This window comes from Mucilaginibacter sp. GW821-FHT07H05, assembly GCF_059418485.1.
In genome coordinates this window covers 290135-311863 of sequence record NZ_JBWKPY010000009.1, presented here as the reverse complement: position 1 = coordinate 311863, position 21729 = coordinate 290135, and the positions used below count along the sequence as shown (strand labels likewise).

Below are 21729 nucleotides of genomic sequence, written 5' to 3'. Positions count from 1 at the left end.
ATATGAAAGCGAAGATTGATTATGCTTTTTTGGGTCTGTTAGGTGTATTAATGGCTATTGCCGTTGTAGATGTACTTACGTCTGATTATATATTCAACATCAGTAATTATTTTGGTTTTGCTGGATGGACGATAGCGTTAGTGTTACGAATAGTTAAACCCCGCTTAGGCAGATATGCGATTGCATGGTTAATAGCATTAGGGACACTAAATATGCTAAGTTTTGAATTAGTCAGAACATCGGTATCATTCGGTTTTGGTAGTTTCAGCACAATTGGCATTAACCCCCAAATGTTATTAATACTTGTTGCTTTTTATTTGATTAACCGAAAATCAATTAATAGCAAAATAGCACAAACCTTTAAGGGTAGTGCCGAAGAACAAGAAGCCAAACGCCAAAAAATGGTCGATTTTTATACCGATAAGTTCAAGGATTTGGATAAACCTGAGTTTGAGGAAATTTTCGATAAGATGGACAGCTATCCAGACGAAGCCCAGGTAGCGTTAAAACAGATCCGCAGCCAGCAGCTATAAAGCTTTATGGCATATAAGCGATAGCGTGATATTCATAGGGGACAATCAACCGTAATCTGCCTATGGGATTGCCGCGTCGCTATCGCTCCTCGCAATGACAATCGGTTAAAATCTCTGTGCTCTCTGTGGGTTCTCCCTCCGTGACCTCTGTGGTTAAATCTCCACCCACGCAAACAAAAACCACCGGTTAATGCTTTTATTTAAACACAAAACCATTAACCATGTTAAACCATACAAATAATTTGCAAACCTGGCGGGACGACTGGTTTGCACCCAAAGAACAGGGCAAAGTAATGGAAGGCCAGCCTATGGGCGGCCATAACTTTGGTAAGGAAGGCAAAGCTACACCCATGGGCGACGACAAGGACAATCCATCGCGCAATGCGGGTTACTCCAACGCCTACTTTGCCCGCACCGAACCATCGGAAGAGGATACAGCCAATAATAATTTTAAAACAGCTTACCAGGCAGGCGAGCCCGATTTTGATAAGGCCCAGCGCACCACCAATATCCCCAGCCTACAGGAAACCGCCGAACAGCAAAAGGTTGGTGAGGATAATAATCAGCAGGAAGTGCAGCAGCAATCAGGTGATAACTGGGATCAAAATAGCGAAGAGCAGGAGCATATTGAGACGTAGGGTTTCTGCCTATTAACCAACATGTCATTTCGAGCGATAGCGAGAAATCTTCTACGCGCGATAAGTCGCACGTAGAAGATTTCTCCTCACGCCACCGCAATTCCCCCCACGGTTTGTCGAAATGACAGTTCGGGAAAGGAATTCCTATCTCAAATAAACATAAGTAATCCCGTCCCCGCCCCTGTCGGCGTGTTCATCTTCCAGGCGACTTACCTGCTCGTATTTGCGCAGGTACTCGCGGATGAGTTTGCGTAGGATACCGTCGCCCTTTCCGTGCAGTATTTTGATGGTACCGAAGCCCATCATAATGGCACGGTCCAATACCTTCTCAATATTATATAAAGCCTCTTCGCCGCGCTGGCCGCGCACGTCAATCTCCGGACTAAAATTCGCAATATCATTGGTGGACGAACTGCTGTAACTCTTCCTGATCTCTTTAGGCACTTCCTTTTTTGAGATCTTCTGCACCCGTTTCTTTTTAGCTACGGTACGCAGGTCGCCAATGGCGATGATCACGTTATCCTTCACAATCTCCATCACCTGTCCCGTAGTTTCCGAATCCACCAGTTTTACCCAATCGCCGGGTTTCAGTTCATCATCGGCAACAGTTGGTTTTGGGGTTTCGGCTGGTTTAACGGTGTTTTTTTGCAGTTCCTTATTCAGGTTTTCGCGCAGGTTACGGGTAGTTTCCTTATCGGCCTGGCTGCTTTTTATTTCGGATATGGTATTCTCCACCAGTTTATTGGCATCCAGAATAATATTCTTGGCCTGCTGTTTAGCATCGCGGATCAGCGCCTTTTGGTTCTCCTCCAAATAGCTTTTCAGCTTTTCATTTTCCTGCAGCAGGGTATTTACCTTGCGTTGCTGTTTGTCCAGTTGCAGTTTGGTATCAAATATTTCTTTCTTCTCGCGTTCTAAATCAACTAATAGCGTATCCACCTTTTTCTGCCCTACGCTGATCTTGTTTTTAGCCAGGTTAATCACGTTGGTTGGCAACCCTATCTTTTGCGCTATCTCAAAGGCATAACTACTGCCCGGCTTGCCTACTTCCAACATATACATGGGCTTCATCTGCACGTTATCAAACAGCATACTGGCATTTTCCAGCCCTTCGGTATGACTGGCGAAGATCTTCAGGTTACTGTAGTGAGTAGTTACCATGCCCTTCACCTTTTTGTTATTCAGCGATTCCAGCACAGCTTCGGCAATAGGTCCGCCAAATTGGGGGTCGGTACCGGTACCAAACTCGTCGATCAGGATCAGGGTTTTACCATTGGCATTCTCCACAAAATGCTTCATTTTTGATAGGTGGGCGCTGTAGGTACTCAGGTCGCTTTCAATGCTTTGATCGTCGCCGATATCTACAAAAAGCTGCTTAAACACACCCACCACGCTATTATCAGCAGCGGGGATCAGCAAACCGGCCTGCACCATCATTTGCAGCAGTCCAACCGTTTTCATACAAACGGATTTACCGCCGGCGTTAGGGCCCGATACCACAACAACCCTCGTGCCCTCATCAATCTGTACATTTAACGGCACTACCGTTTTATGCTCCTTTTTAAAACTCAGGAACAGTAATGGGTGGCGCGCGTTAATCAGTTTGATCCTTGCATCCTGCACTACCTCAGGCATTTCAGCCTCCACATCTATCGCGAAAAGCGCCTTGGCACGTACAAAATCCAGCTTGGTCAACAGGCTATGGTACGATAACAGCAGCGGCGTATAAGGCCGCAACTCATCGGTAAGGGCAGTCAGTATTTTTACAATCTCGCGGCGGCGTTCAAACTCCAGGTCGCGCACCTTATTATTCAGCACAAAAACCTCCTCGGGCTCCATATAAACGGTTTGCCCGGATGACGATTCATCGTGGATAAAGCCTTTCAGCTTACGCTTATTTTCGGCTAAAAGCGGGATACACAAGCGGCCATCACGTACGGTGAGCGAGCCGTCGGCCGTCCAGCCGTTGCTGCCGGCGGCTTTAAACACCTGGTCTATCTTGCGGCGGGCTTCCTGCTCGGCTTTGGCTATGCCCGATGTAATATCCAGCAACTCGCGCGAGGCATTGGGCCTGATCTTCCCTTTCTGATCAATCACCATGTCTATCTTTTTCAGGATAGCTTTTTCAATCGGCAAATGCTCAAACAGGGCTTCCAGGTTAGGGTATTGTCCTTCGCGCTCGTTAAAGTAAGCAATCACGGCAAATACCGTAGTGAGCGACGCCTGCACCTGGTAAAACTCTTCCTCGCTTAAAAAAGCGCCCTCTACCCGGGCTTTATTCGCCAGCGATTTGATATCGAAAAAGTGATTGATAGGCAGGGCTACATCATTTTGCAGGATGTTTTTAAACTCGTTAGCCTGGCTCAGAAACTTACGGATGTTATCGTAATTGTTCATCACCTGAATTTTGTCCACCATCTGGCGGCCCATTTCACTCAGGCAATGGGCTTTTATCAGTTCCTTAACATCGGTGAAACCTAATTTATCGGCACTATTGGGCGGGTACAGCATTGGCAGGTTTTACGGGTATATCAACAGGCTTATTATTCGGCGCTGATGGTTTGGCGGGCGGCGGCTTTATTTTAGCTATGGAATCTGTTTTGGCTTGCAATATTTTCAGTACCTCATCATAGATCTTATCCAGTTTTACCGGATTTCGGGTATACCAGGTATAGCTTTTTTTAAACTGAACGGAGTCGGTATGGTATTTTTTAAACACAGCCAGGTAATGGCCCATACTGTATTTATACAGGCTATCGGGAGTTTGAGATACATTGTACAGGTCGCCATCAACAATATGGATATCGGCCAGCAGGGCAGGCATCCGCTCCTCGCTGATCACATCATTGGGCACCTTTTCTTCACTGGTGCAGGCTGTAAAAACCAGCAATCCTAAAAAAAACAAATATTTATATATACGCATTCTGTAATTTAGCGGCATTAACCGGGTAAAATTACGGATAAATGAGTATTGCAGATAATATAATAGCATTAAAAAGAGAAACAGACCTGAATAACGTTACACTGGTAGTAGTTTCTAAGACTAAACCGGTTGAAGATATCCAGGAGGCCTACAATGCCGGTCAGCGCATCTTCGGCGAAAACCAGGTGCAGGAACTGGTAGAGAAATACGAAGCCCTGCCTAAAGATATTGAGTGGCACCTGATCGGCCACCTGCAAAGTAACAAGGTAAAATACATTGCGCCCTTTATCACCCTGATCCATTCGGTTGATAGTTTAAAACTGCTGCAGGAGATCAATAAGCAAGCGCTGAAAAATAACCGGGTGATAGACTGCCTGCTGCAAATCTACATTGCCGACGAGGAAACCAAGTTTGGGCTAAGCTTTGACGAGGCCATAGAACTGTTAAGATCGCCCGAATACAGCGAACTAAAAAACATCCGCATCCGCGGATTGATGGGGATCGCCACCAACACCGATAACCAAAGACAGTTAAAAGACGAGTTTTACGAGTTGGATACCTTTTTTGATGGTATTAAGTTGAGCTTTTTCCGTAAGGAAGATAGTTTTGACGAACTGTCCATGGGTATGTCCAGCGATTATAAACTGGCAATGGAACACGGCAGCACGATGGTGCGCTTAGGGAGTACGGTGTTTGGAGCAAGGGTGGTGAAACACTGGAAGAGCAATTAGCCCCCCTACCCCCTGAAGGGGGAGTAAATGTGCAGATGTGTGTATATGCAGATGTGCAAATGAATAATGACTTAATGACGCGAAGCAAATGACAGCGTAGCGTAATGACTCAATGACCCAATGATTAATTTAAGAGTAGCTAAAAAAGAAGATTGCCCCCGTTTGATGGAACTCATCCACGAACTGGCGGTATTTGAACTTGCGCCAGAGCAGGTTACCGTAACCCTGGCCGAGTTTGAAGAGGCCGGCTTTGGCAGCAAACCGGTATGGAAAACCTTTGTAGCCGAAGATAACGGCGTTATTATTGGTATGGCTTTGTATTATATCCGCTATTCGACCTGGAAGGGGCAGCGGCTTTACCTGGAAGACCTGATCGTTACGGAAAGTTACCGGGGCAAAGGCGCGGGGAAACTGCTGTTTAACCGCATTGTGCAGGAAGCGCAGGAACTGGGCTTTAACGGCATGACCTGGCAGGTGCTTGACTGGAACGAGCCGGCCATTAAATTTTATAACAAATACGAGGCTGGTATTGAAGCGGGATGGCTCAACGCATCGTTATCAAAAGAACAGCTGGCTGCATTTAAAGGTTAACGGCACAACAAACGGGCGGTAAAAATGTATTAATCTGTACCATCAAACATTTAAACATGAAGTACTGCTTTTTTTTACTGATCGCGCTGCTTACTATCATCGCGTCCTGCTCGTGGGATAAGCCTGGTAAAACCAGGCCTGATATCTTTAAGGATACTTTACTATACCAATATAAAACCTTTAAGCAACGTGCCGCCGATTGCGGTACCAAACCCGATAGCAGTTGTACCGTAGTACAGTTTAAATACCCCGTGTTTGCCGGTCAGCCGGCTTTTAACGATACCGTCCGGCACCGCACCGCTACCCTGTTTGGGGTATATAAAAGGGCCGATACCAGCTTTAAGCAATTTGCCGACAGGTTTATGAAAGCCTATCAGCAGGAAATGGTTAACCGCAACTACAAGATGATCTACACCCTGCAAACCACAGCTACCGTATTGCGGCAGGATTCGGCGCTGGTTACCCTGCAAATATCGGGTTACAGTTTCCAGGGCGGGGCGCACGGCAGCAGCCTTACCGCCCTTATTAACTGGAACGCCAAAGCACAGAGATATATTAAACTAAATGATATCCTGATAGATAATTACCAGCCCGCGCTTGATTCGGTAGCCGAAAAGATATTTCGCAAGCAGGAGAACCTGGGCGATACCGAACCCTTAAAAACCAACTACTTTTTTGCTAAAGATAAATTCGCCCTGAACGATAATTTTGCCATTACGCCAATTGGCCTGCGGTTTATTTATAACGAATACGAGATAAAACCCTATGCTGCCGGTAAAACAGAATTATTTATACCTTACGCAGAAATAAAAACCCTATTGCGGCCAAATACGGTCGTTTCACAATATCATCAATAAATGCTGGTCTATAAATTCGGAGGGGCATCGGTTAAGGATGCCAGGGGAGTGAAAAATCTCGCCAATATTGTACAATTAAACGCGGGTAAGCAAATGCTTATTGTAGTATCGGCCATGGGCAAAATCACCAACGCGCTGGAAAAACTCACCCGGGCCTATGTTAACCAGGATAGCGACATACATGAGTTGTTTGACGAAATAAAGCAGTATCACTATGATATTGTTAACCAGCTGGTGGGCAACGAAGACCCGCTGTACATCGAACTGAACAATACATTTGTGGAGATAGACTGGATGCTGGAAGATGAGCCGCATGATGATTACGATTTTATTTACGACCAGATCGTCTCCATTGGCGAACTGGCCGCTACCCGTATTGTCAGCGCTTATTTAAACCACTTTGGCATTAACAGTACCTGGCTGGATGTGCGGGGCTATATCCATACCGATAACACCTATCGCGAAGGCCAGGTGGATATGGACAAAACCTGCGCCGTTATCCAAAAAGAGATCCCTGCCCTGCTGCAAAAAGGCGTGGTAGTTACCCAGGGGTTTTTAGGCGGCACATCCGAAAACTTTACTACTACCCTTGGCCGCGAAGGTTCTGATTACACGGCGGCTATATTCGCGGCTTGCCTGAAAGCCGAATCGGTAACTACCTGGAAGGATGTCCCCGGCATCCTGAACGCCGACCCTAAACTGTTTAAGGATACTATCAAATTTGACGAGCTGACCTATAACGAGGCTATCGAGATGACCTATTACGGCGCCACCGTGATCCACCCCAAAACCATTAAGCCGCTGCAAAACGCGGGCATCCCGCTGCTGGTTAAGCCTTTTAACGATCCGCAAGGATCGGGTACCATCATTAAAGAATCGGCCGATCATCAATTCAGCAAACCTATCATTATTGTAAAGCAAGGCCAAACGCTGCTATCGGTTTCGGCTAAGGATTATTCTTTTATATCCGAAGATCACCTGAGCGATATCTTCCGCCTGTTTGCCAAAAACCATGTGCATATCAATATCATGCAAACATCGGCCCTGAGCTTCAGCGTTTGCTTTGATGTTTACGAGGAACGCTTTATCAGCCTGCTGGCCGACCTGAGACAGGATTTTAAGGTAAAGTACAACAGCAACCTTACCTTGTATACCATGCGCCATTATCAGCAAAGCGCCCTGCGCGAATTGGTTGCCGGTAAAACGGTGCTGCTGGAACAGATTAGTCGTAACACAGCGCAGATGGTAGTGAAGTAAATGGCCGTGCCATCGGGTTAAAAATTGGTTTTACTATCTTTACACCAAAACAAAATATAATGCCGGATAAAAATAAAGCGGTTTTTTTAGACAGGGACGGGGTTTTAAACCAGGAAATGGGCGACTATGTATGCAAAGTAGAGGATTTCCATATCCTTGATAATTTTGACGCCCTGAAGGAATTGCAAAACCGCGGCTACTTACTCATTGTAGCTACTAACCAGGGCGGCCTGGCCAAAGGCTGGTATAGCGAGGATGAGTTAGGCAAGATGCACCATTTATTAAAGGACGCCTACCAGGAACATGGCGTAGAGTTAACCGACTTTTTTTACTGCCCGCACCACCCCAATTTTACCGGCGACTGCGATTGCCGCAAACCCAAACCCGGCCTGCTGTTAAAAGGTATTGAAAAATACAATATAGACCCGGCCCGCTCCTACTTTATTGGCGACCGCGAGCGCGACGTAATTGCCGGCACCGCCGCCGGGGTAACCGGAATATTAATAGACAGCGACCAGCCGATAAGCACAGTGCTGGATTTGATAGCGTAGGCCCCCCGGCCCCCTGAAGGGGGAGTTAATATGCAGATGTGCGAATATGCAGATGCGCAGATGAATGTATAATATGAGTAAATCCGAAATTAAAAATCCGAAATCCGAAACCAACTCCCCCTTTAGGGGGTTGGGGGGCTTTTTGGGTAACATTGATTGCCTGATAGCCGCCCTAATTGGCTATTATATCATTCACATGTTTGCTAAATATAGCGGCATAGGTATCTCACCCGATTCCATTATGTATGCCAGCACAGCGCAGAACATACACGATCATTTTTCGCTCCTTACTTTTAATAATCATCCGCTAACGTTTTTCCCGGTATTTTACCCTTTCTTTTTAAGCATTTGCATTTTCCTTTCAGGCGGTACGGATCCGGTGAGCGCCGGGCCTGTAATTAACGGGCTGCTGTTTGCCGCCACCATTTATACTACAGGCTGGCTCACTACTAAATTTAAAGCGCCTTCCATTGTTTATAAATGGCTGATACTGATTGCCGTGATATTGAGCCCGGCCCTGCTGGAGATTTACATGTACCTGTGGTCGGAAACCTTGTTTATCCTGGAGATCCTGCTGTTTATCATCGCTTATTATCAATACCTGCAAACGCACAGCACCAAAGCTTTAATTACTGTGGGTATTGTGGCCGCTATTTGTTGTATTACCCGTTATGCGGGGGTTACCGTTATAGCTACCGGCGGTTTATTGATATTAGTAGATGGCAGGCTGATCATCAAAAAGAAGATCATTCATCTGCTCGCTTTCGGGGCTATCGGCATTTCGCTACTAGTGGGTAATTTGATCTTAAACCGCCTGTCTACCGGGTTAAGCACCGGCACGCGCGAGCCATCCATCACACCGTTTACCGAAAACCTGTATTACTTCGGTACCGTGATACTGGACTGGGCCGGCTTGCCGCCTAAACTCGACCCTATCGCGGTGGCCTTCGCGGTTATTGTGATTGTTGGCCTGGCCACCTTGTTGATTGTGCGCACCGCCCAACACCACCTCAATAGTTACGAGAATATCATCATCTGCTTTACGCTGGTTTATGGTTTGTTTATCCTCATTATTGCCAGCATCTCCCGTTTTGAGCGGATGAACAGCCGTTTACTGTCGCCTATGTTTATCCCGCTGCTGCTATCGTTCACCTGCTGGGTGCCCGATCTGATCAAATATATCAGGTTCGGTAAAAAATGGTTGCTGGCTATCCCCTTTGTGCTGGCTATGCTGGCCTTTGAATACAAAATATTAAAGGTAGACCTGGAAACCTGGGATGCTTTTCGCGAATACGGCATCCCCGGCTATACGGACGACGACTGGAATAAATCGGACTTTATTGTTTTCCTGAAAAAACACCAGCACATTTTTAAACCCGGTTATCCCATCTATAGCGATGCCGACGAAGCGGTGTATATGTTTACCGGCATGCATAGCACCCTGTTGCCGCATAAGTTTTTTGCTAAGGATGTAGCGAAACTGTACCAGCAAAAGCGCTTTTATATTATCGATTTTAAAAAGCTGGAAAGCGCCGAACTGGTCAGCATAAAAGATATCCAGCAGCATAAAACGCTGACCCGGTTATATGATTTTACAGATGGGGCGGTGTATGTATGTGATACCCCCTAACCCCCTGAAGGGGGAATGATTTCGAAATTCGAATTTTCGATTTCGGATTTTGTATAACCCAAATTGCAACCGTTCAACCTAAACCCGATTGAAATGGAAAGCCCGGAATGCAGCGCAGCGGAATGAGGACTTGGAGTGGAAAGCGGGGCTACCGGCTGCTATGAAATACTGAACGCTCATTTTCAAGAATTTAACCACAGAGAGCACAGAGACTTACTTATTATCAAAGAGAGTACCCATCTCTGTGTCCTCTGTGAAAACCCTCCGTGCCCTCTGTGGTTAAAACACGACAACAGCATATACTCTACTAAAAAGGTATATTATTTTCAATCGGCTTTTGTTTTTATAAATATCTGTCTATATTTGCGGCACCTTCCCGTAAGGCTATAAAAAAATGAACGGTTACAAATTACATTTCCATCTGCACCATCACCACGTTGTGGTGATCAGATAAATGTATGTTTCTACGCGAAATAACAACCCTCGTTTGTACTCATTATAGTTTTATTAAAAACAATCCCTTTTGAAAACACTTAAAATAGCGATCCAGAAATCGGGTCGGCTCAACGAAAAATCTGTTGAATTACTGAAAAATTGCGGTCTGAATTTCGAGAATTATAAAAGCTCGCTGATATCGCCCGTATCTAATTTTCCGCTGGAAATACTTTTCCTGCGCGATGATGATATCCCCGAATACGTACAGGATGGCATTGCCGACCTGGGCATAGTAGGCGAAAACGTGATCCAGGAAACGGAGGTGGTGGTAAGCTACCTGCAAAAACTGGGCTTCGGCAAATGTTCGTTAAAACTGGCCGTGCCTACGCATTCGGACATCCAAACCCTTGCTGATCTCAACAACCGTTCTATTGCCACTACTTATCCCGTAATTTTGGGCAAGTTTTTGCAGAAGAATCAAATCAATGCCGATATACGCACCATATCCGGCTCGGTAGAAATTTCGCCGGGATTGGGTTTAAGCGATGCGATATGCGACCTGGTATCAACCGGCGGTACTTTAAAAAGCAACGGCCTGAAGCCTTTCGGCGATGTGATGAGCAGCGAGGCGGTGCTGATAGGCCGTAAGGGCAGCGAGAACGAGCTTTTGGTACAGGAGTTGATACAACGCATTCAATCGGTATTGCGGGCTAAGGAGACCAAATACGTGGTACTGAACGCGCCGTCGGCAAGCTTACAGGATATCCTGAAACTGCTGCCGGGCGTAAAAAGTCCGTCGGTAGTGCCATTGGCCGAGGAAGGCTGGGTAGCGGTACACACCGTAATCCCTGAGCGCGACTTTTGGGACAGGATCAGTCAGCTGAAACAAGCTGGCGCGCAGGGCATTGTGGTCATGCCGATTGAGAAGATAATACTTTAAGCGAAGCCCCCTAACCCCCTAAAGGGGGAACAAAGGTTTCGAATAATAGCTCCCCCTTCAGGGGGCCCGGGGGGCTTGAGTTGGTGTTATGAAAATATACAATTATTCAGACTTGAATTTGGCCGATATCGCCAAACTGGTACAACGCAATGTTGACCCGGCTAACGAAATCCGTACCGTTGTTGAAGAGATCATTGGCCATGTGCAGGAGCATGGCGATGCCGCACTGATAGACTACGCCAAAAAGTTTGATAAGGTAGAGCTGGACAAACTGTATTTGGATCAGGCCGAACTGGCCGAACTGGCGTCAACCTTATCGGCTGAGCAAAAGGCGGCTTTAGAAACGGCTTACAACAACATTTACAAATTCCACCAAACACAGGTAAGGCCCGAAGACAAGGTAGAGACCATGCCCGGCGTAACCTGCTGGCGCGAGGTGCGGCCTATTGAAAAAGTGGGCCTGTATATCCCCGGCGGATCGGCCGTTTTACCGAGCACTTTCCTGATGCTGGGCATCCCCGCGCGGATTGCCGGCTGCCATGAAATTGTGGTTTGTTCGCCCCCGCAAAAAAGCGGAAAGGTGAACGCCTTTATTGCCTATGTAGCCGGGCTGCTGGGTATCCGGCGCATCTATCTGGCAGGCGGGGCGCAGGCCATCGCGGCCATGGCTTACGGTACGGAAAGCATCGCAAAGGTGGATAAGATCTTTGGGCCGGGCAACCAGTTTGTCACCAAAGCCAAAACCATTATCCAGTCTGCAACCACCACGGCCATCGATATGCCGGCCGGGCCATCCGAGGTTTTAGTGATTGCGGATGATACTGCCAAATCGTCATATATCGCTGCTGATCTATTAGCACAGGCAGAGCATGGAGTTGATTCTCAGTCGATTTTAGTTTCTACCTCAAGTAAAATTTTAATTGATGCGATAGCGGAAGTGGAGAAACAACTGAGCGTTTTGCCGCGAGCCGAGATAGCCGGACAGGCCATGGCCAACTCATATGCCGTACTGGTGAAGGACTTAAACGAGGCCATAACTTTTAGTAATACATACGCCCCCGAGCACCTGATACTGGCTACCGAAAACTGGCAACAGATTAGCGGAAGCATCATTAATGCGGGCTCGGTATTCCTGGGGAATTTAACGCCCGAAAGTGTGGGCGACTATGCATCGGGCACCAACCATACCCTGCCTACCAGCGCTTATGCAAGGGCCTATTCGGGCGTGTCGGTCGATTCGTTTGTGAAGAAGATCACCTTCCAGCATATCACACCGGAGGGGATCCAAAACATAGGCCCGACGGTGGAGATTTTGGCGGAGATGGAAGGCCTGCACGCGCATGGGAATGCGGTGACTATCAGACTAAGTAACAATGAAAATCTTTAGTTATATCACTTGTTTAATTATCCTTACCGGTTGTGTCGGAAAGAGTAAGAAAATTGTTACCGATAGTACGAAAGTAAATACTACGATGAGTACTGTCAAAAATCATCCAAAGCCAACCTTCAAGCCATATAGTTTAAATGAGGATTATACTGTAATCGACACAGGTGGATTTTCTGATGGCCCAATGGGTGGATTGTACGCTATTGTAAAAAAATCAGAAATAATAGACACTATAGACCTGGGATTCGGCATGTTAAAAACATCAGCAAATACTTATTTGTGCCAAACAGTTATAAAAAATATTGATCCTAATGAAGTCAGTTCTGGATCCCCGGCGCTTAGTTTTGGCGATTATGCTTTGATTAATGGTAATAAGAAAATAAAATTAAGCAGTCTTATTCCTGATTTTGATAACTATTTTTCTTCACCTTGGGTTATTGATAACAAAATATACTACTGGCAGCTAATTAAAGTTGATAGCGTAGGTACAGTAAAATTATCCGCCGCCAAATTTGATCCAAATACAAAAGAAATACAAAGTCATTATTTATTTGACGATGTTTTAGAGACAGATGACAGTGGTTATTTCCAAAACCCATATTTAAAAAAAGACACTATTTATTTTAAAGGGGGCAATGGCAAAGTAAAAAAATTCACAAAAGACTTTAAGCCTTACAATTAATATGTTTGATTTAAATAAAATACTTCGACCCAATATCAAAAACCTTACCCCCTACTCGTCTGCACGTGATGAGTTTAAGGGCGAGGCCAGCGTTTATTTAGATGCCAACGAGAACGCTTACGGCTCGCCGCTGGATAAAGCATACAACCGCTATCCCGATCCCTTGCAGTACGCCGTTAAAAAACGCCTGAGCGAGATTAAAGGCGTACCACCCCGCAATATTTTTTTAGGCAACGGCAGCGACGAGGCGATCGATATCCTGTACCGCAGCTTTTGCAACCCGGGGGTTGATAATGTGATCATCGTGCCGCCAACCTATGGCATGTACGAGGTATCGGCCAATATCAATGATATCGCGCTGCGACGCGTACCGCTGACCGAAGATTACCAGCTTGACCTGGAAGCCATTGCCACGCATATTGATGAGCATACCAAACTTATCTGGATCTGCTCGCCCAATAACCCTACCGGTAACTCCATGCACCGCGAAGATGTGGAAACCCTGCTGGCCAACTTTAACGGACTGGTAATTGTGGACGAAGCTTACATTAATTTCAGTCGCCAAAAAAGTTTTATACAGGAGTTGACCGAGTATGCTAACCTGGTGGTGCTGCAAACTTTGTCAAAAGCCTGGGGCCTGGCCGGTCTGCGCGTAGGCATGGCCTTTGCCAGCGAAGAGATCATCGAAGTGATGAACAAGGTAAAGCCGCCTTATAACATGAACGATGCATCGCAAACTTTGGCTTTAGAAGCCTTGCAAAATATCGACCAGGTAAACGCCTGGATAAAAGAAACCTTAACCGAGCGGGACAAACTGGTACTTCAACTGAAGAATTTTGATTTTGTGCTGGATATTTACCCATCTGATGCCAATTTTATACTGGTTAAAACCACAGATGCTAACGGAATTTACAATTACCTGGTACAAAATGGTATTATTGTACGCAACAGGACTAAGGTAGAGCTTTGCGAAGGCGCCCTGCGCATTACCGTTGGTACGCCCGAAGAGAATGTTAAACTGATAGACACTTTACAAAACTTTAAATGAATACGTTGAAACGCATCCTGTTTATCGACCGAGATGGCACTCTGATCACCGAGCCTGCCGATGAACAGATAGACTCGTTTGATAAGCTGGAGTTTTACCCCAAAGCCCTGCAATACCTGCCCAAAATAGCAGCCGAACTGGATTTTGAACTGGTAATGGTCACCAATCAGGATGGCCTGGGCACGGCATCTTACCCCGAGGATACCTTTTTCCCGGTGCAGAATTTTGTACTGAAAACTTTTGCCAACGAGGGTGTGCATTTCAGCAACGTGGTGGTTGACCGTACCTGGCCTGCCGATAATGCCCCTACCCGCAAACCGGGCACGGCTTTGTTAACCCAATACTTCGATACCGAAAAGTACGATCTGAAAAACTCGTACACCATTGGCGACCGCAAGAATGACGTGTTACTGGGCAGAAACTTAGGCGCTAAGGCCATCTGGCTAAACAATAACAGCAATTTAGGCGGCCATGAGTTTGAAGACAAGAATTTTGAGAACGACCTGAAAGACACGATTGCCCTGCAAACAATCGACTGGCAGCAGATCTACGAGTTTTTAAAGGTGGGCGAGCGTGTAGCGGCACACCGCCGGACGACTAAAGAAACCGATATCGATATCCGCATTAACCTGGATGGTAAAGGCAATGCGAAGATCAGCACGGGTCTGCATTTTTTCGATCACATGCTGGATCAGATCGCCCGCCACGGTAGTATCGATTTGGACATTACCGCGAAGGGCGATCTGCATATCGACGAGCATCATACTATTGAAGATACCGGCATTGCCTTAGGCGAGCTGTTTGCCAAAGCTCTGGGCGATAAGCGGGGCATTGAACGTTACGGTTTTTGCCTGCCGATGGATGATTGCCTGGCGCAGGTAGCCATTGATTTTGGCGGCCGCAACTGGATAGTTTGGGATGCCGAATTTAAGCGCGAAAAGGTAGGCGAAATGCCGACGGAGATGTTTTACCATTTCTTTAAATCATTCAGCGATGCCGCTAAGTGTAACCTCAATATCAAAGCCGAGGGCCAAAACGAGCACCACAAAATTGAAGCGATATTTAAAGCCTTTGCCAAAGCCATTAAAATGGCCGTAAAGCGCGATGTAAATAACATGGTTTTACCGAGTACTAAAGGGGTGCTTTAAGCAGAGCCCCCTAACCCCCTGAAGGGGGAACAGAAATAAGGATATGGATAAAAACAACTCAGGTACAGTTACAACTTCTACTCCCCCTTTAGGGGGCGGGGGGGTTGGCATAGTCCAATACGGAGCAGGCAATATTTTTTCTTTAACATCGGCGCTTAACCGGTTAGGGATTAGTTATGGCATGATCAATAAGCCCGAAGATTTTGAGCAGTACGATCGCTATATTATCCCGGGTGTAGGCCACGCCGGCGCAGCCATGAACAAGCTAATGGCAACCGGACTGGTGCCAAACATACAGGCGTTAACAAAACCAACTTTGGGCATTTGCGTAGGCATGCAGTTACTTACCGCCCACTCCGAGGAAGGCGACGCCGACCTGCTGAACATCATCCCGGTAAAGACTTTAAAATTCGGCGACAGCGATCAGTATAAAGTCCCCCATACGGGCTGGAACCGGGTGCATGCCGAAACGGATAACCCGCTATTTCAAAATATTCCGGACGGTACACACTTTTACTTCGTACATTCATACTTTATTGAGTATAACAAAGCATACACTTTAGCCTCAACTGATTACAGTTTAAAATTTTCGGCATCAATTTGGCGGGATAATTTTTATGGGGTGCAATTTCACCCGGAGAAATCCGGCATATACGGGGAAACCCTGTTAACTAATTTTTCAAAACTATAATCATGTACATTATTCCCGCCATTGATATTTTAGATAAAAAAGTAGTGCGCCTGCGTGAGGGCGACTACGAGCAGGTAACCAAATACGATGTTACGCTGGAGGAAATGATCGAAAAATATCATTCAAATGGCACCAATTTCATTCACGTTATCGACCTTAACGGCGCAAAAAACGATTTCAGCAACCAGGAATACCTGTTTAACGTGATCCGTAAGACCGATATGAAGGTGCAATACGGAGGCGGTATCCGCAGTATCGAAAAAGTAAAGGAATTGCTTGATGCCGGTATCCACCGGGTTATTGTGGGTACACAGGCCATTACCAATCCCAGCTTTTTGGCCGATCTGAGCAAAGCTTTTTCGGGCATGGCCGGCTACGCCGACAGGATAGTAATTGCTATCGATGTATTGGACGAAGTGATTAAATACTCGGGCTGGATGGAAAGCTCGCCCATTAAATTAATGGATTATGTGGATAAATGCCTGGCCTTAGGCTTCTTCCGCTTCTTGTGTACCGACATTAATAAGGACGGTAAACTGGGCGGCGCCGGTATCGAACTATACAACAAACTGCTGGACCATTCGCCCTTTATTAAGCTCATCGCATCGGGCGGTGTATCGTCAATGGATGATATTGAACAGTTGAGCCAGATCAAAGTGGAATCATGCGTGGTTGGCAAGGCGATATATGAAGGCCGGATTACTATTGAAGAAGTGCAGAACTGGAATTTGAAAGCATTGATATCAATTTAAGCCCCCCAGCCCCCTAAAGGGGGAGTAGAAGAACCTAAATCATGAAAAAGCAAATGTTTATGGGTGCAAACCACCTTATATTTCGAAATGCACAGGCATTACGGAATAACATGACGGATGCCGAACAGTTACTTTGGGGGTACTTAAAAGGGAACGACTTAGGTTTAAAATTTCGCCGGCAACACCCAATAAGTTCTTACATAGCGGACTTTTATTGCCACAAGCTCAAGTTGGTTATAGAACTTGACGGCGGGATACATAACAGGCCTGACATTGCAGCAAACGACTTAGAAAGACAAATATATTTGGAAAATCAAGGCATACGGGTACTTCGATTTTCAAACGAACAAGTTTACAATCAACTGGAAAAGGTTTTGGACGACATCTTCAATATACATACTAACTCCCCCTTTAGGGGGCCGGGGGGCTCTGGTTTAGCAAAACGCATTATCCCCTGCCTCGACGTTAAGGATGGCCGCACGGTAAAAGGCGTCAACTTTGTTGATCTGCGCGATGCCGGCGACCCGGTAGAACTGGCCTGGAATTACTCGCAGCAGGGCGCGGACGAACTGGTGTTTTTGGATATCACCGCCACGCACGAGCGTCGCAAGACCATGATAGAACTGGTGAAGGCCGTAGCCCGGCAGATTAACATCCCCTTTACGATAGGTGGTGGTATAAACGAAATAGCGGACGCTGAGGCGCTTTTAAATGCCGGGGCGGATAAGATCTCCATCAACTCGGCCGCGGTGCGTACACCGGCTTTAATTGATGAATTAGCCCGTGCCTTTGGGGTACAGTTTGTAGTGGTAGCCGTAGATACCCGTTTTGATGGTGTTAATAATATTGTCCACCTAAACGGCGGCCGCATCCCAACTGAAAAAGAAACGCTGAACTGGATCCTGGAAGCCGAAAGTCGTGGTGCGGGCGAGATATTGCTCACCTCTATGGACCATGATGGCACCAAGGCCGGTTTTGATAACAAACTGCTGAAAATAGTGAACGATGCCGTGCATATCCCGGTTATCGCATCGGGCGGGGCAGGTTCGGTGGCGCATTTTGTAGATGTGTTTGAAAAAACCAATGTAGATGCGGCTTTGGCAGCTTCGGTTTTTCACTATGGCGAGATATTGATACCGGATTTGAAGCAGGAATTAAGAAGCAGGAATATAGAAGTAAGATAAGCTTTAAAATACTTTATTAAATGAGTTTAGAACGTCATTATTACATAGCTTACTTCGACAGATCGGAACAATCGTTGAGATATCCGGATGTAATAATGGAAAAACTACTAACCCGCGATATTGCGTTATCCTATTACCATTCTACAGTTGTTAATGATTTCGATAATATCAGAGAAGTTCAACCGCTTCTTATAACCGATGATGAAAATTTTCATAGACAGTATAGACATGTACTTTCTGAAAAAGATTTCAAGTCTTTTTGTTATGACAAATTAGATACTTATAAATGTTTATCAGGTTCAATTGGTGTAGATGCTTTTCATCATTTTTTAAACATTAAAAATGGCGAATATAATACGGCATATCAATCAAGAAAAAGAGAAAAATGGGATGATGAACAATCGGGATACTCTTACGACTATGATACAAATGAGGGCTGGAAAACATCAAAAGAAATGTTAACCTCTTTAATTATTGAAAAAGATTTAAAACGGAAAGATATTTAAATAACATGTCGTTACAACTGGAAACCGAAAGACTGATCATGCGCCCGTTTCATATTGATGATGCGCCGGGCATGTTTGAGCTGTATCAGGACGCCGATGTGATAAGGTTTACCGGCGATGCGCCCTTTAAAACAATTGCGGATGCGGAGGCTTTTATCACAGCCTACGATCAGTATGAAAAATTCCAGATGGGCCGCCTGAGCGTATTCGTCAAGCAAACCGGCGAATACATAGGCTGGTGCGGCATAAAGTATCTGGCCGATACCCACGAAGTTGATTTGGGTTACCGCCTGTTAAAACGCTACCGCGGCATGGGCTATGCCACCGAGGCAGCCAGGGCAAGTTTAGATTATGGCTTTAAAAAGTTAGGGTTGGACAGGATCATCGGCAAGGCCATGACGGATAATGCCCCGTCTATCAACGTATTTAAAAAGTTAGGATTAACATATTCGCATAACGACGACTGCGGTTGCCACCCGGGCGTTGTTTATGCCATTACAAAAGACGAATGGAAATAGATTTTGATAAAACCGGCGGCTTAGTCCCCGTTGTGATACAGGACGAGCAAACGCTTGAGGTGCTGATGCTGGGCTATATGAACCAGGAAGCCTGGGATAAAACACAGACCGAAAAGGTGGTTACTTTTTACTCCCGCTCAAAAAACCGCTTGTGGACCAAGGGCGAGACCAGCAATAACTTTCTGCACGTAAAGGATACGTTTGTTGATTGCGATAACGATACCATCCTGATCAAGGTAAAGGCTGATGGCCCTACCTGTCATACAGGTTCGCGCAGCTGCTTTAATACAGAATATAACCACAACTTTATATTACAGCTGGAGCAGATCATTGCCGACCGTTACGATAACCCGGTAGAAGGATCGTACGTGAACAAATTGCGCAGTAAAGGCTTGAATAAGATAGCCCAAAAAGTAGGCGAAGAAGGCGTTGAAACCGTAATAGCCGCGCTGGCCGAAACAGAAACAGACCTGATCAATGAGGCATCCGATCTGGTGTTTCACCTGCTGGTACTGCTGCGCGAGAAGGGACTAACGTTGGAGACTATTGCCAGGAATTTAGAAAGTCGGCACAAGTAACCACACCCGTCATTCCGAGGTATCAAATTCCGGCGGGGATTTTAAAGGTATGGATGACGTTAAAACCACCATGTCATTTCGATAGAGCCGGGGAAGGAACTGTGGGCGAGTGCGAAAGAGAAATCTTATACGCGCGATGGGTAAATCGTATAAGATTTCTCCTCACCCCAACCCATTACCTCCGCAGGTTCGTTCGAAATGACAAGATGTTTAAAACAGATACGTCATTGCGCGGTACCTCGCAATGACGTTGAGGCAAATTTCAATGACCCAATGACAATAACGAAGTTAACCGAACTTACCGGCCACAGCAACCCCATCTACACCGTAGAGCTTTCCCAAAAGCCGGGTATATTATTTACAGGCGGAAACGATAAGGGTTTGGTAGAATGGAGCCTGAAGGACATGGCTTTTATTAAAGTGATGTTCCCGGTTAACGCTTCCATTTACGCGCTGCATGGCCCTGTAGGTTACCCACTGCTGTTTGCCGGCCTGCGCAGCGGGCAGGTGCTGGTGTTTGATTTTATCCAGCAAAAGATCATTAAAGGGCTTAACCACCACTTAAAGCCGGTATTTGATACCAAGTCCGTCCCATCCAAAAAAGAACTGCTGGTAGCTTCGGAAGACGGCACCATATCCGTTTGGCATTTAGATACGCTGGAACTGCTGCACGTAGTAAAAATATCGCACGATACCATCCGCAGCATAGCCATATCTCCCGATGAAAAACAGGTAGCATTTGGTTGCAGGGATAATTCGGTCAGTATTTACAGTTTAGAGGATTACACCCCTGTTACCACCTTACAGGGCCATACCATGGCGGTGTTCACTACCGCCTACACGCCTGATGGGCAATATATCCTGTCCGGCTCGCGCGATGCACAGCTGAAAATATGGGATGCTAAAACATTTACACTGGTTAAAAATATCCCGGCGCATTTATTTGCCATTAACCATATTGCCTGCCACCCCACCCTGCCCCTGTTTGCCTCGGCAAGTATGGATAAAAGCGTCAAAATCTGGGACGCGGAAGATTTCAGGCTGGTGAAGATCATCAGTCGCGAAAAAGGTTTGCCCGCGCACGTACTATCCGTAAATAAACTGGCATGGAGCGGCGATCAGCTAATTAGCGCGGGTGATGATAAAAAGGTAATGGTGTGGGGCATCTCTTAATACCATCACATATTGCTTCACGGCTATTACAGTTATCCTTATCTTAGCGTTATGAACATCCCAATTTACCAGGCTGATGCCTTTACCGATACTTTATATGGCGGCAACCCAGCCGCAATTTGTCCGCTGGATACCTGGCTGCCTGATGCTACCATGCAAAAAATCGCCGCCGAAAACAACTTAGCCGAAACCGCCTTTTTTGTAAAGACAACCAATGGCTACCTGTTGCGCTGGTTCACGCCCGAGTTTGAGATAGACTTGTGCGGCCACGCCACACTGGCAACGGCGCATATCCTGTTCACCGAGTTGGGTTACAGTGAGCCCACTATTTACTTTGAAACCGTAAAGGCAGGCGTATTAACCGTTACCAAAAACGGCGATAAGTACACGCTGGATTTCCCATCGCGACCGGCTGAACCGGCTATCCTCCCAACCGGATTAACCGAAGCCCTGGGCATGAAGGAGCCGCTGGAGTTTTTGCGGTCGAGGGATTATTTGCTGGTATACGATAACGAGGATGAGATCCTGAACTGCAAACCTGATTTTAACCTGCTGGCTAAATTTGATGTAGTGGGTATCATCATCACCTCGCCCGGCAAGGAAGTTGATTTTGTGTCGCGATTCTTTGCACCATCAGCCGGCATCCCCGAAGACCCGGTTACCGGCTCGGCGCATTGCAACCTGATCCCCTACTGGGCCGAAAAATTGGGCAAAAATGAATTACACGCTTACCAGCAATCGGCCCGTAAAGGCGAACTGTGGTGCGAGTTAAAAGGCGACCGTGTGCTAATGAGTGGCAAAGCGGTTACTTATCTGAAAGGCGAGATCTATATTTAAGTTTAGGTTAAAGGCGAAAGGTTAAAGGTTTTCGCGCTCATACCTTTCGCCTTTAACCTTTCGCCTCTAACCTTTTTTCCACACCCAATGTGACTAACTCTGTTAAAACTTCCGCTATAAAACTTATCCATAACGTGTA

23 protein-coding genes are annotated in these 21729 nt (G+C 46.2%); 21 read left to right on the top strand and 2 right to left on the bottom strand.

The annotated features are described in order from the left end of the window. Positions 1 to 2 precede the first annotated feature (2 nt). Together AC07M6_RS23295 and AC07M6_RS23290 are read left to right on the top strand one after the other, a co-directional pair. On the top strand, positions 3 to 533 hold the full coding sequence (locus tag AC07M6_RS23295; RefSeq protein WP_494893677.1) for a hypothetical protein: 531 nt from the start codon (positions 3 to 5) through the stop codon (positions 531 to 533). A 221-nt stretch (positions 534 to 754) separates the two neighbouring features. Continuing rightward, on the top strand, positions 755 to 1171 hold the full coding sequence (locus tag AC07M6_RS23290) for a hypothetical protein (RefSeq protein ID WP_494893676.1): 417 nt from the start codon (positions 755 to 757) through the stop codon (positions 1169 to 1171). 144 nt (positions 1172 to 1315) lie between these two features. Here the strand turns inward: AC07M6_RS23290 and AC07M6_RS23285 are convergent, their stop codons facing one another. Both AC07M6_RS23285 and AC07M6_RS23280 read right to left on the bottom strand, forming a co-directional pair. After that, on the bottom strand, positions 1316 to 3682 hold the full coding sequence (locus AC07M6_RS23285) for an endonuclease MutS2 (RefSeq protein ID WP_494893675.1): 2367 nt from the start codon (positions 3680 to 3682) through the stop codon (positions 1316 to 1318). After that, positions 3663 to 4094, bottom strand: coding sequence for a DUF4296 domain-containing protein (locus AC07M6_RS23280; protein WP_494893673.1), 432 nt, complete (start codon positions 4092 to 4094; stop codon positions 3663 to 3665). The genes AC07M6_RS23285 and AC07M6_RS23280 overlap by 20 nt, the downstream gene beginning before the upstream one ends. A 41-nt stretch (positions 4095 to 4135) precedes the next feature. On the opposite strand from AC07M6_RS23280, the gene AC07M6_RS23275 reads away from it, so the two are divergent. The 19 genes from AC07M6_RS23275 to AC07M6_RS23185 all read left to right on the top strand — a co-directional run bounded on the left by AC07M6_RS23275 (position 4136) and on the right by AC07M6_RS23185 (position 21590). Next, on the top strand, positions 4136 to 4825 hold the full coding sequence (locus AC07M6_RS23275) for a YggS family pyridoxal phosphate-dependent enzyme (protein WP_494893672.1): 690 nt from the start codon (positions 4136 to 4138) through the stop codon (positions 4823 to 4825). Positions 4826 to 4945: 120 nt separating this feature from the next. Then, complete coding sequence (locus AC07M6_RS23270; protein ID WP_494893670.1) at positions 4946 to 5416, top strand: GNAT family N-acetyltransferase; 471 nt, start codon at positions 4946 to 4948, stop codon at positions 5414 to 5416. Between the two features lie 56 nt (positions 5417 to 5472). Beyond that, complete coding sequence (locus tag AC07M6_RS23265) at positions 5473 to 6273, top strand: DUF3298 and DUF4163 domain-containing protein (protein ID WP_494893668.1); 801 nt, start codon at positions 5473 to 5475, stop codon at positions 6271 to 6273. Then, positions 6274 to 7530: an aspartate kinase gene (locus AC07M6_RS23260; protein WP_494893666.1), complete on the top strand. Its 1257-nt coding sequence runs from the start codon at positions 6274 to 6276 to the stop codon at positions 7528 to 7530. It abuts the gene before it with no gap. Between the two features lie 59 nt (positions 7531 to 7589). Next, positions 7590 to 8081, top strand: a complete 492-nt coding sequence (locus AC07M6_RS23255) for a D-glycero-alpha-D-manno-heptose-1,7-bisphosphate 7-phosphatase (protein ID WP_494893664.1) — start codon at positions 7590 to 7592, stop codon at positions 8079 to 8081. A gap of 73 nt (positions 8082 to 8154) precedes the next feature. Then, positions 8155 to 9711 (top strand): glycosyltransferase family protein, encoded by a 1557-nt coding sequence (locus AC07M6_RS23250; RefSeq protein WP_494893662.1) that lies wholly within the window; start codon positions 8155 to 8157, stop codon positions 9709 to 9711. Positions 9712 to 10234: 523 nt separating this feature from the next. Next, a complete protein-coding gene (hisG, locus tag AC07M6_RS23245) occupies positions 10235 to 11086 on the top strand; it encodes an ATP phosphoribosyltransferase (protein WP_494893660.1) in 852 nt (283 codons plus the stop codon). Positions 11087 to 11174: 88 nt separating this feature from the next. Then, entirely contained in the window at positions 11175 to 12473 is a 1299-nt protein-coding gene (gene hisD, locus AC07M6_RS23240) for a histidinol dehydrogenase (protein WP_494893658.1), read from the top strand. Further along, positions 12460 to 13155 (top strand): hypothetical protein, encoded by a 696-nt coding sequence (locus AC07M6_RS23235; protein ID WP_494893656.1) that lies wholly within the window; start codon positions 12460 to 12462, stop codon positions 13153 to 13155. The genes hisD and AC07M6_RS23235 overlap by 14 nt, the downstream gene beginning before the upstream one ends. Before the next feature lies 1 nt (position 13156). After that, on the top strand, positions 13157 to 14203 hold the full coding sequence (gene hisC, locus AC07M6_RS23230; protein WP_494893654.1) for a histidinol-phosphate transaminase: 1047 nt from the start codon (positions 13157 to 13159) through the stop codon (positions 14201 to 14203). After that, complete coding sequence (hisB, locus tag AC07M6_RS23225) at positions 14200 to 15351, top strand: bifunctional histidinol-phosphatase/imidazoleglycerol-phosphate dehydratase HisB (RefSeq protein ID WP_494893652.1); 1152 nt, start codon at positions 14200 to 14202, stop codon at positions 15349 to 15351. The genes hisC and hisB overlap by 4 nt, the downstream gene beginning before the upstream one ends. Positions 15352 to 15394: 43 nt before the next feature. Then, a complete protein-coding gene (gene hisH / locus AC07M6_RS23220; protein ID WP_494893650.1) occupies positions 15395 to 16042 on the top strand; it encodes an imidazole glycerol phosphate synthase subunit HisH in 648 nt (215 codons plus the stop codon). A gap of 2 nt (positions 16043 to 16044) precedes the next feature. After that, positions 16045 to 16794, top strand: a complete 750-nt coding sequence (locus AC07M6_RS23215; protein WP_494893648.1) for a 1-(5-phosphoribosyl)-5-[(5-phosphoribosylamino)methylideneamino]imidazole-4-carboxamide isomerase — start codon at positions 16045 to 16047, stop codon at positions 16792 to 16794. A gap of 41 nt (positions 16795 to 16835) precedes the next feature. After that, a complete protein-coding gene (gene hisF, locus AC07M6_RS23210) occupies positions 16836 to 17978 on the top strand; it encodes an imidazole glycerol phosphate synthase subunit HisF (RefSeq protein WP_494893646.1) in 1143 nt (380 codons plus the stop codon). Between the two features lie 95 nt (positions 17979 to 18073). Further along, a complete protein-coding gene (locus AC07M6_RS23205) occupies positions 18074 to 18484 on the top strand; it encodes a hypothetical protein (RefSeq protein WP_494893644.1) in 411 nt (136 codons plus the stop codon). A gap of 5 nt (positions 18485 to 18489) precedes the next feature. Then, complete coding sequence (locus AC07M6_RS23200) at positions 18490 to 19002, top strand: GNAT family N-acetyltransferase (protein WP_494893642.1); 513 nt, start codon at positions 18490 to 18492, stop codon at positions 19000 to 19002. Then, positions 18993 to 19580 carry a bifunctional phosphoribosyl-AMP cyclohydrolase/phosphoribosyl-ATP diphosphatase HisIE gene (gene hisIE, locus AC07M6_RS23195; protein ID WP_494893640.1) on the top strand — a complete coding sequence of 196 codons (588 nt, stop codon included), beginning with the start codon at positions 18993 to 18995 and terminating at the stop codon, positions 19578 to 19580. The genes AC07M6_RS23200 and hisIE overlap by 10 nt, the downstream gene beginning before the upstream one ends. A gap of 273 nt (positions 19581 to 19853) precedes the next feature. Next, on the top strand, positions 19854 to 20753 hold the full coding sequence (locus tag AC07M6_RS23190) for a WD40 repeat domain-containing protein (protein WP_494893638.1): 900 nt from the start codon (positions 19854 to 19856) through the stop codon (positions 20751 to 20753). Positions 20754 to 20804: 51 nt separating this feature from the next. Next, the gene (locus AC07M6_RS23185) at positions 20805 to 21590 is read left to right on the top strand and encodes a PhzF family phenazine biosynthesis protein (RefSeq protein WP_494893636.1); all 786 of its coding nucleotides are present in this window, start codon (positions 20805 to 20807) and stop codon (positions 21588 to 21590) included. Positions 21591 to 21729 lie beyond the last annotated feature (139 nt).

Coding starts and splice junctions, on each gene's coding strand:
- AC07M6_RS23295 (WP_494893677.1), top strand. CDS start 3: ATGAAAGCGAAGATTGATTATGCTTTTTTGGGTCTGTTAGGTGTATTA.
- AC07M6_RS23205 (WP_494893644.1), top strand. CDS start 18,074: ATGGAAAAACTACTAACCCGCGATATTGCGTTATCCTATTACCATTCT.
- AC07M6_RS23270 (WP_494893670.1), top strand. CDS start 4,946: ATGATTAATTTAAGAGTAGCTAAAAAAGAAGATTGCCCCCGTTTGATG.
- AC07M6_RS23190 (WP_494893638.1), top strand. CDS start 19,854: ATGACAATAACGAAGTTAACCGAACTTACCGGCCACAGCAACCCCATC.
- AC07M6_RS23265 (WP_494893668.1), top strand. CDS start 5,473: ATGAAGTACTGCTTTTTTTTACTGATCGCGCTGCTTACTATCATCGCG.
- AC07M6_RS23280 (WP_494893673.1), bottom strand. CDS start 4,094: ATGCGTATATATAAATATTTGTTTTTTTTAGGATTGCTGGTTTTTACA.
- AC07M6_RS23185 (WP_494893636.1), top strand. CDS start 20,805: ATGAACATCCCAATTTACCAGGCTGATGCCTTTACCGATACTTTATAT.
- hisC (WP_494893654.1), top strand. CDS start 13,157: ATGTTTGATTTAAATAAAATACTTCGACCCAATATCAAAAACCTTACC.
- hisF (WP_494893646.1), top strand. CDS start 16,836: ATGAAAAAGCAAATGTTTATGGGTGCAAACCACCTTATATTTCGAAAT.
- AC07M6_RS23285 (WP_494893675.1), bottom strand. CDS start 3,682: ATGCTGTACCCGCCCAATAGTGCCGATAAATTAGGTTTCACCGATGTT.
- hisD (WP_494893658.1), top strand. CDS start 11,175: ATGAAAATATACAATTATTCAGACTTGAATTTGGCCGATATCGCCAAA.
- AC07M6_RS23260 (WP_494893666.1), top strand. CDS start 6,274: ATGCTGGTCTATAAATTCGGAGGGGCATCGGTTAAGGATGCCAGGGGA.
- AC07M6_RS23290 (WP_494893676.1), top strand. CDS start 755: ATGTTAAACCATACAAATAATTTGCAAACCTGGCGGGACGACTGGTTT.
- AC07M6_RS23215 (WP_494893648.1), top strand. CDS start 16,045: ATGTACATTATTCCCGCCATTGATATTTTAGATAAAAAAGTAGTGCGC.
- hisIE (WP_494893640.1), top strand. CDS start 18,993: ATGGAAATAGATTTTGATAAAACCGGCGGCTTAGTCCCCGTTGTGATA.
- AC07M6_RS23255 (WP_494893664.1), top strand. CDS start 7,590: ATGCCGGATAAAAATAAAGCGGTTTTTTTAGACAGGGACGGGGTTTTA.
- AC07M6_RS23200 (WP_494893642.1), top strand. CDS start 18,490: ATGTCGTTACAACTGGAAACCGAAAGACTGATCATGCGCCCGTTTCAT.
- hisH (WP_494893650.1), top strand. CDS start 15,395: ATGGATAAAAACAACTCAGGTACAGTTACAACTTCTACTCCCCCTTTA.
- AC07M6_RS23235 (WP_494893656.1), top strand. CDS start 12,460: ATGAAAATCTTTAGTTATATCACTTGTTTAATTATCCTTACCGGTTGT.
- AC07M6_RS23250 (WP_494893662.1), top strand. CDS start 8,155: ATGAGTAAATCCGAAATTAAAAATCCGAAATCCGAAACCAACTCCCCC.
- hisB (WP_494893652.1), top strand. CDS start 14,200: ATGAATACGTTGAAACGCATCCTGTTTATCGACCGAGATGGCACTCTG.
- AC07M6_RS23275 (WP_494893672.1), top strand. CDS start 4,136: ATGAGTATTGCAGATAATATAATAGCATTAAAAAGAGAAACAGACCTG.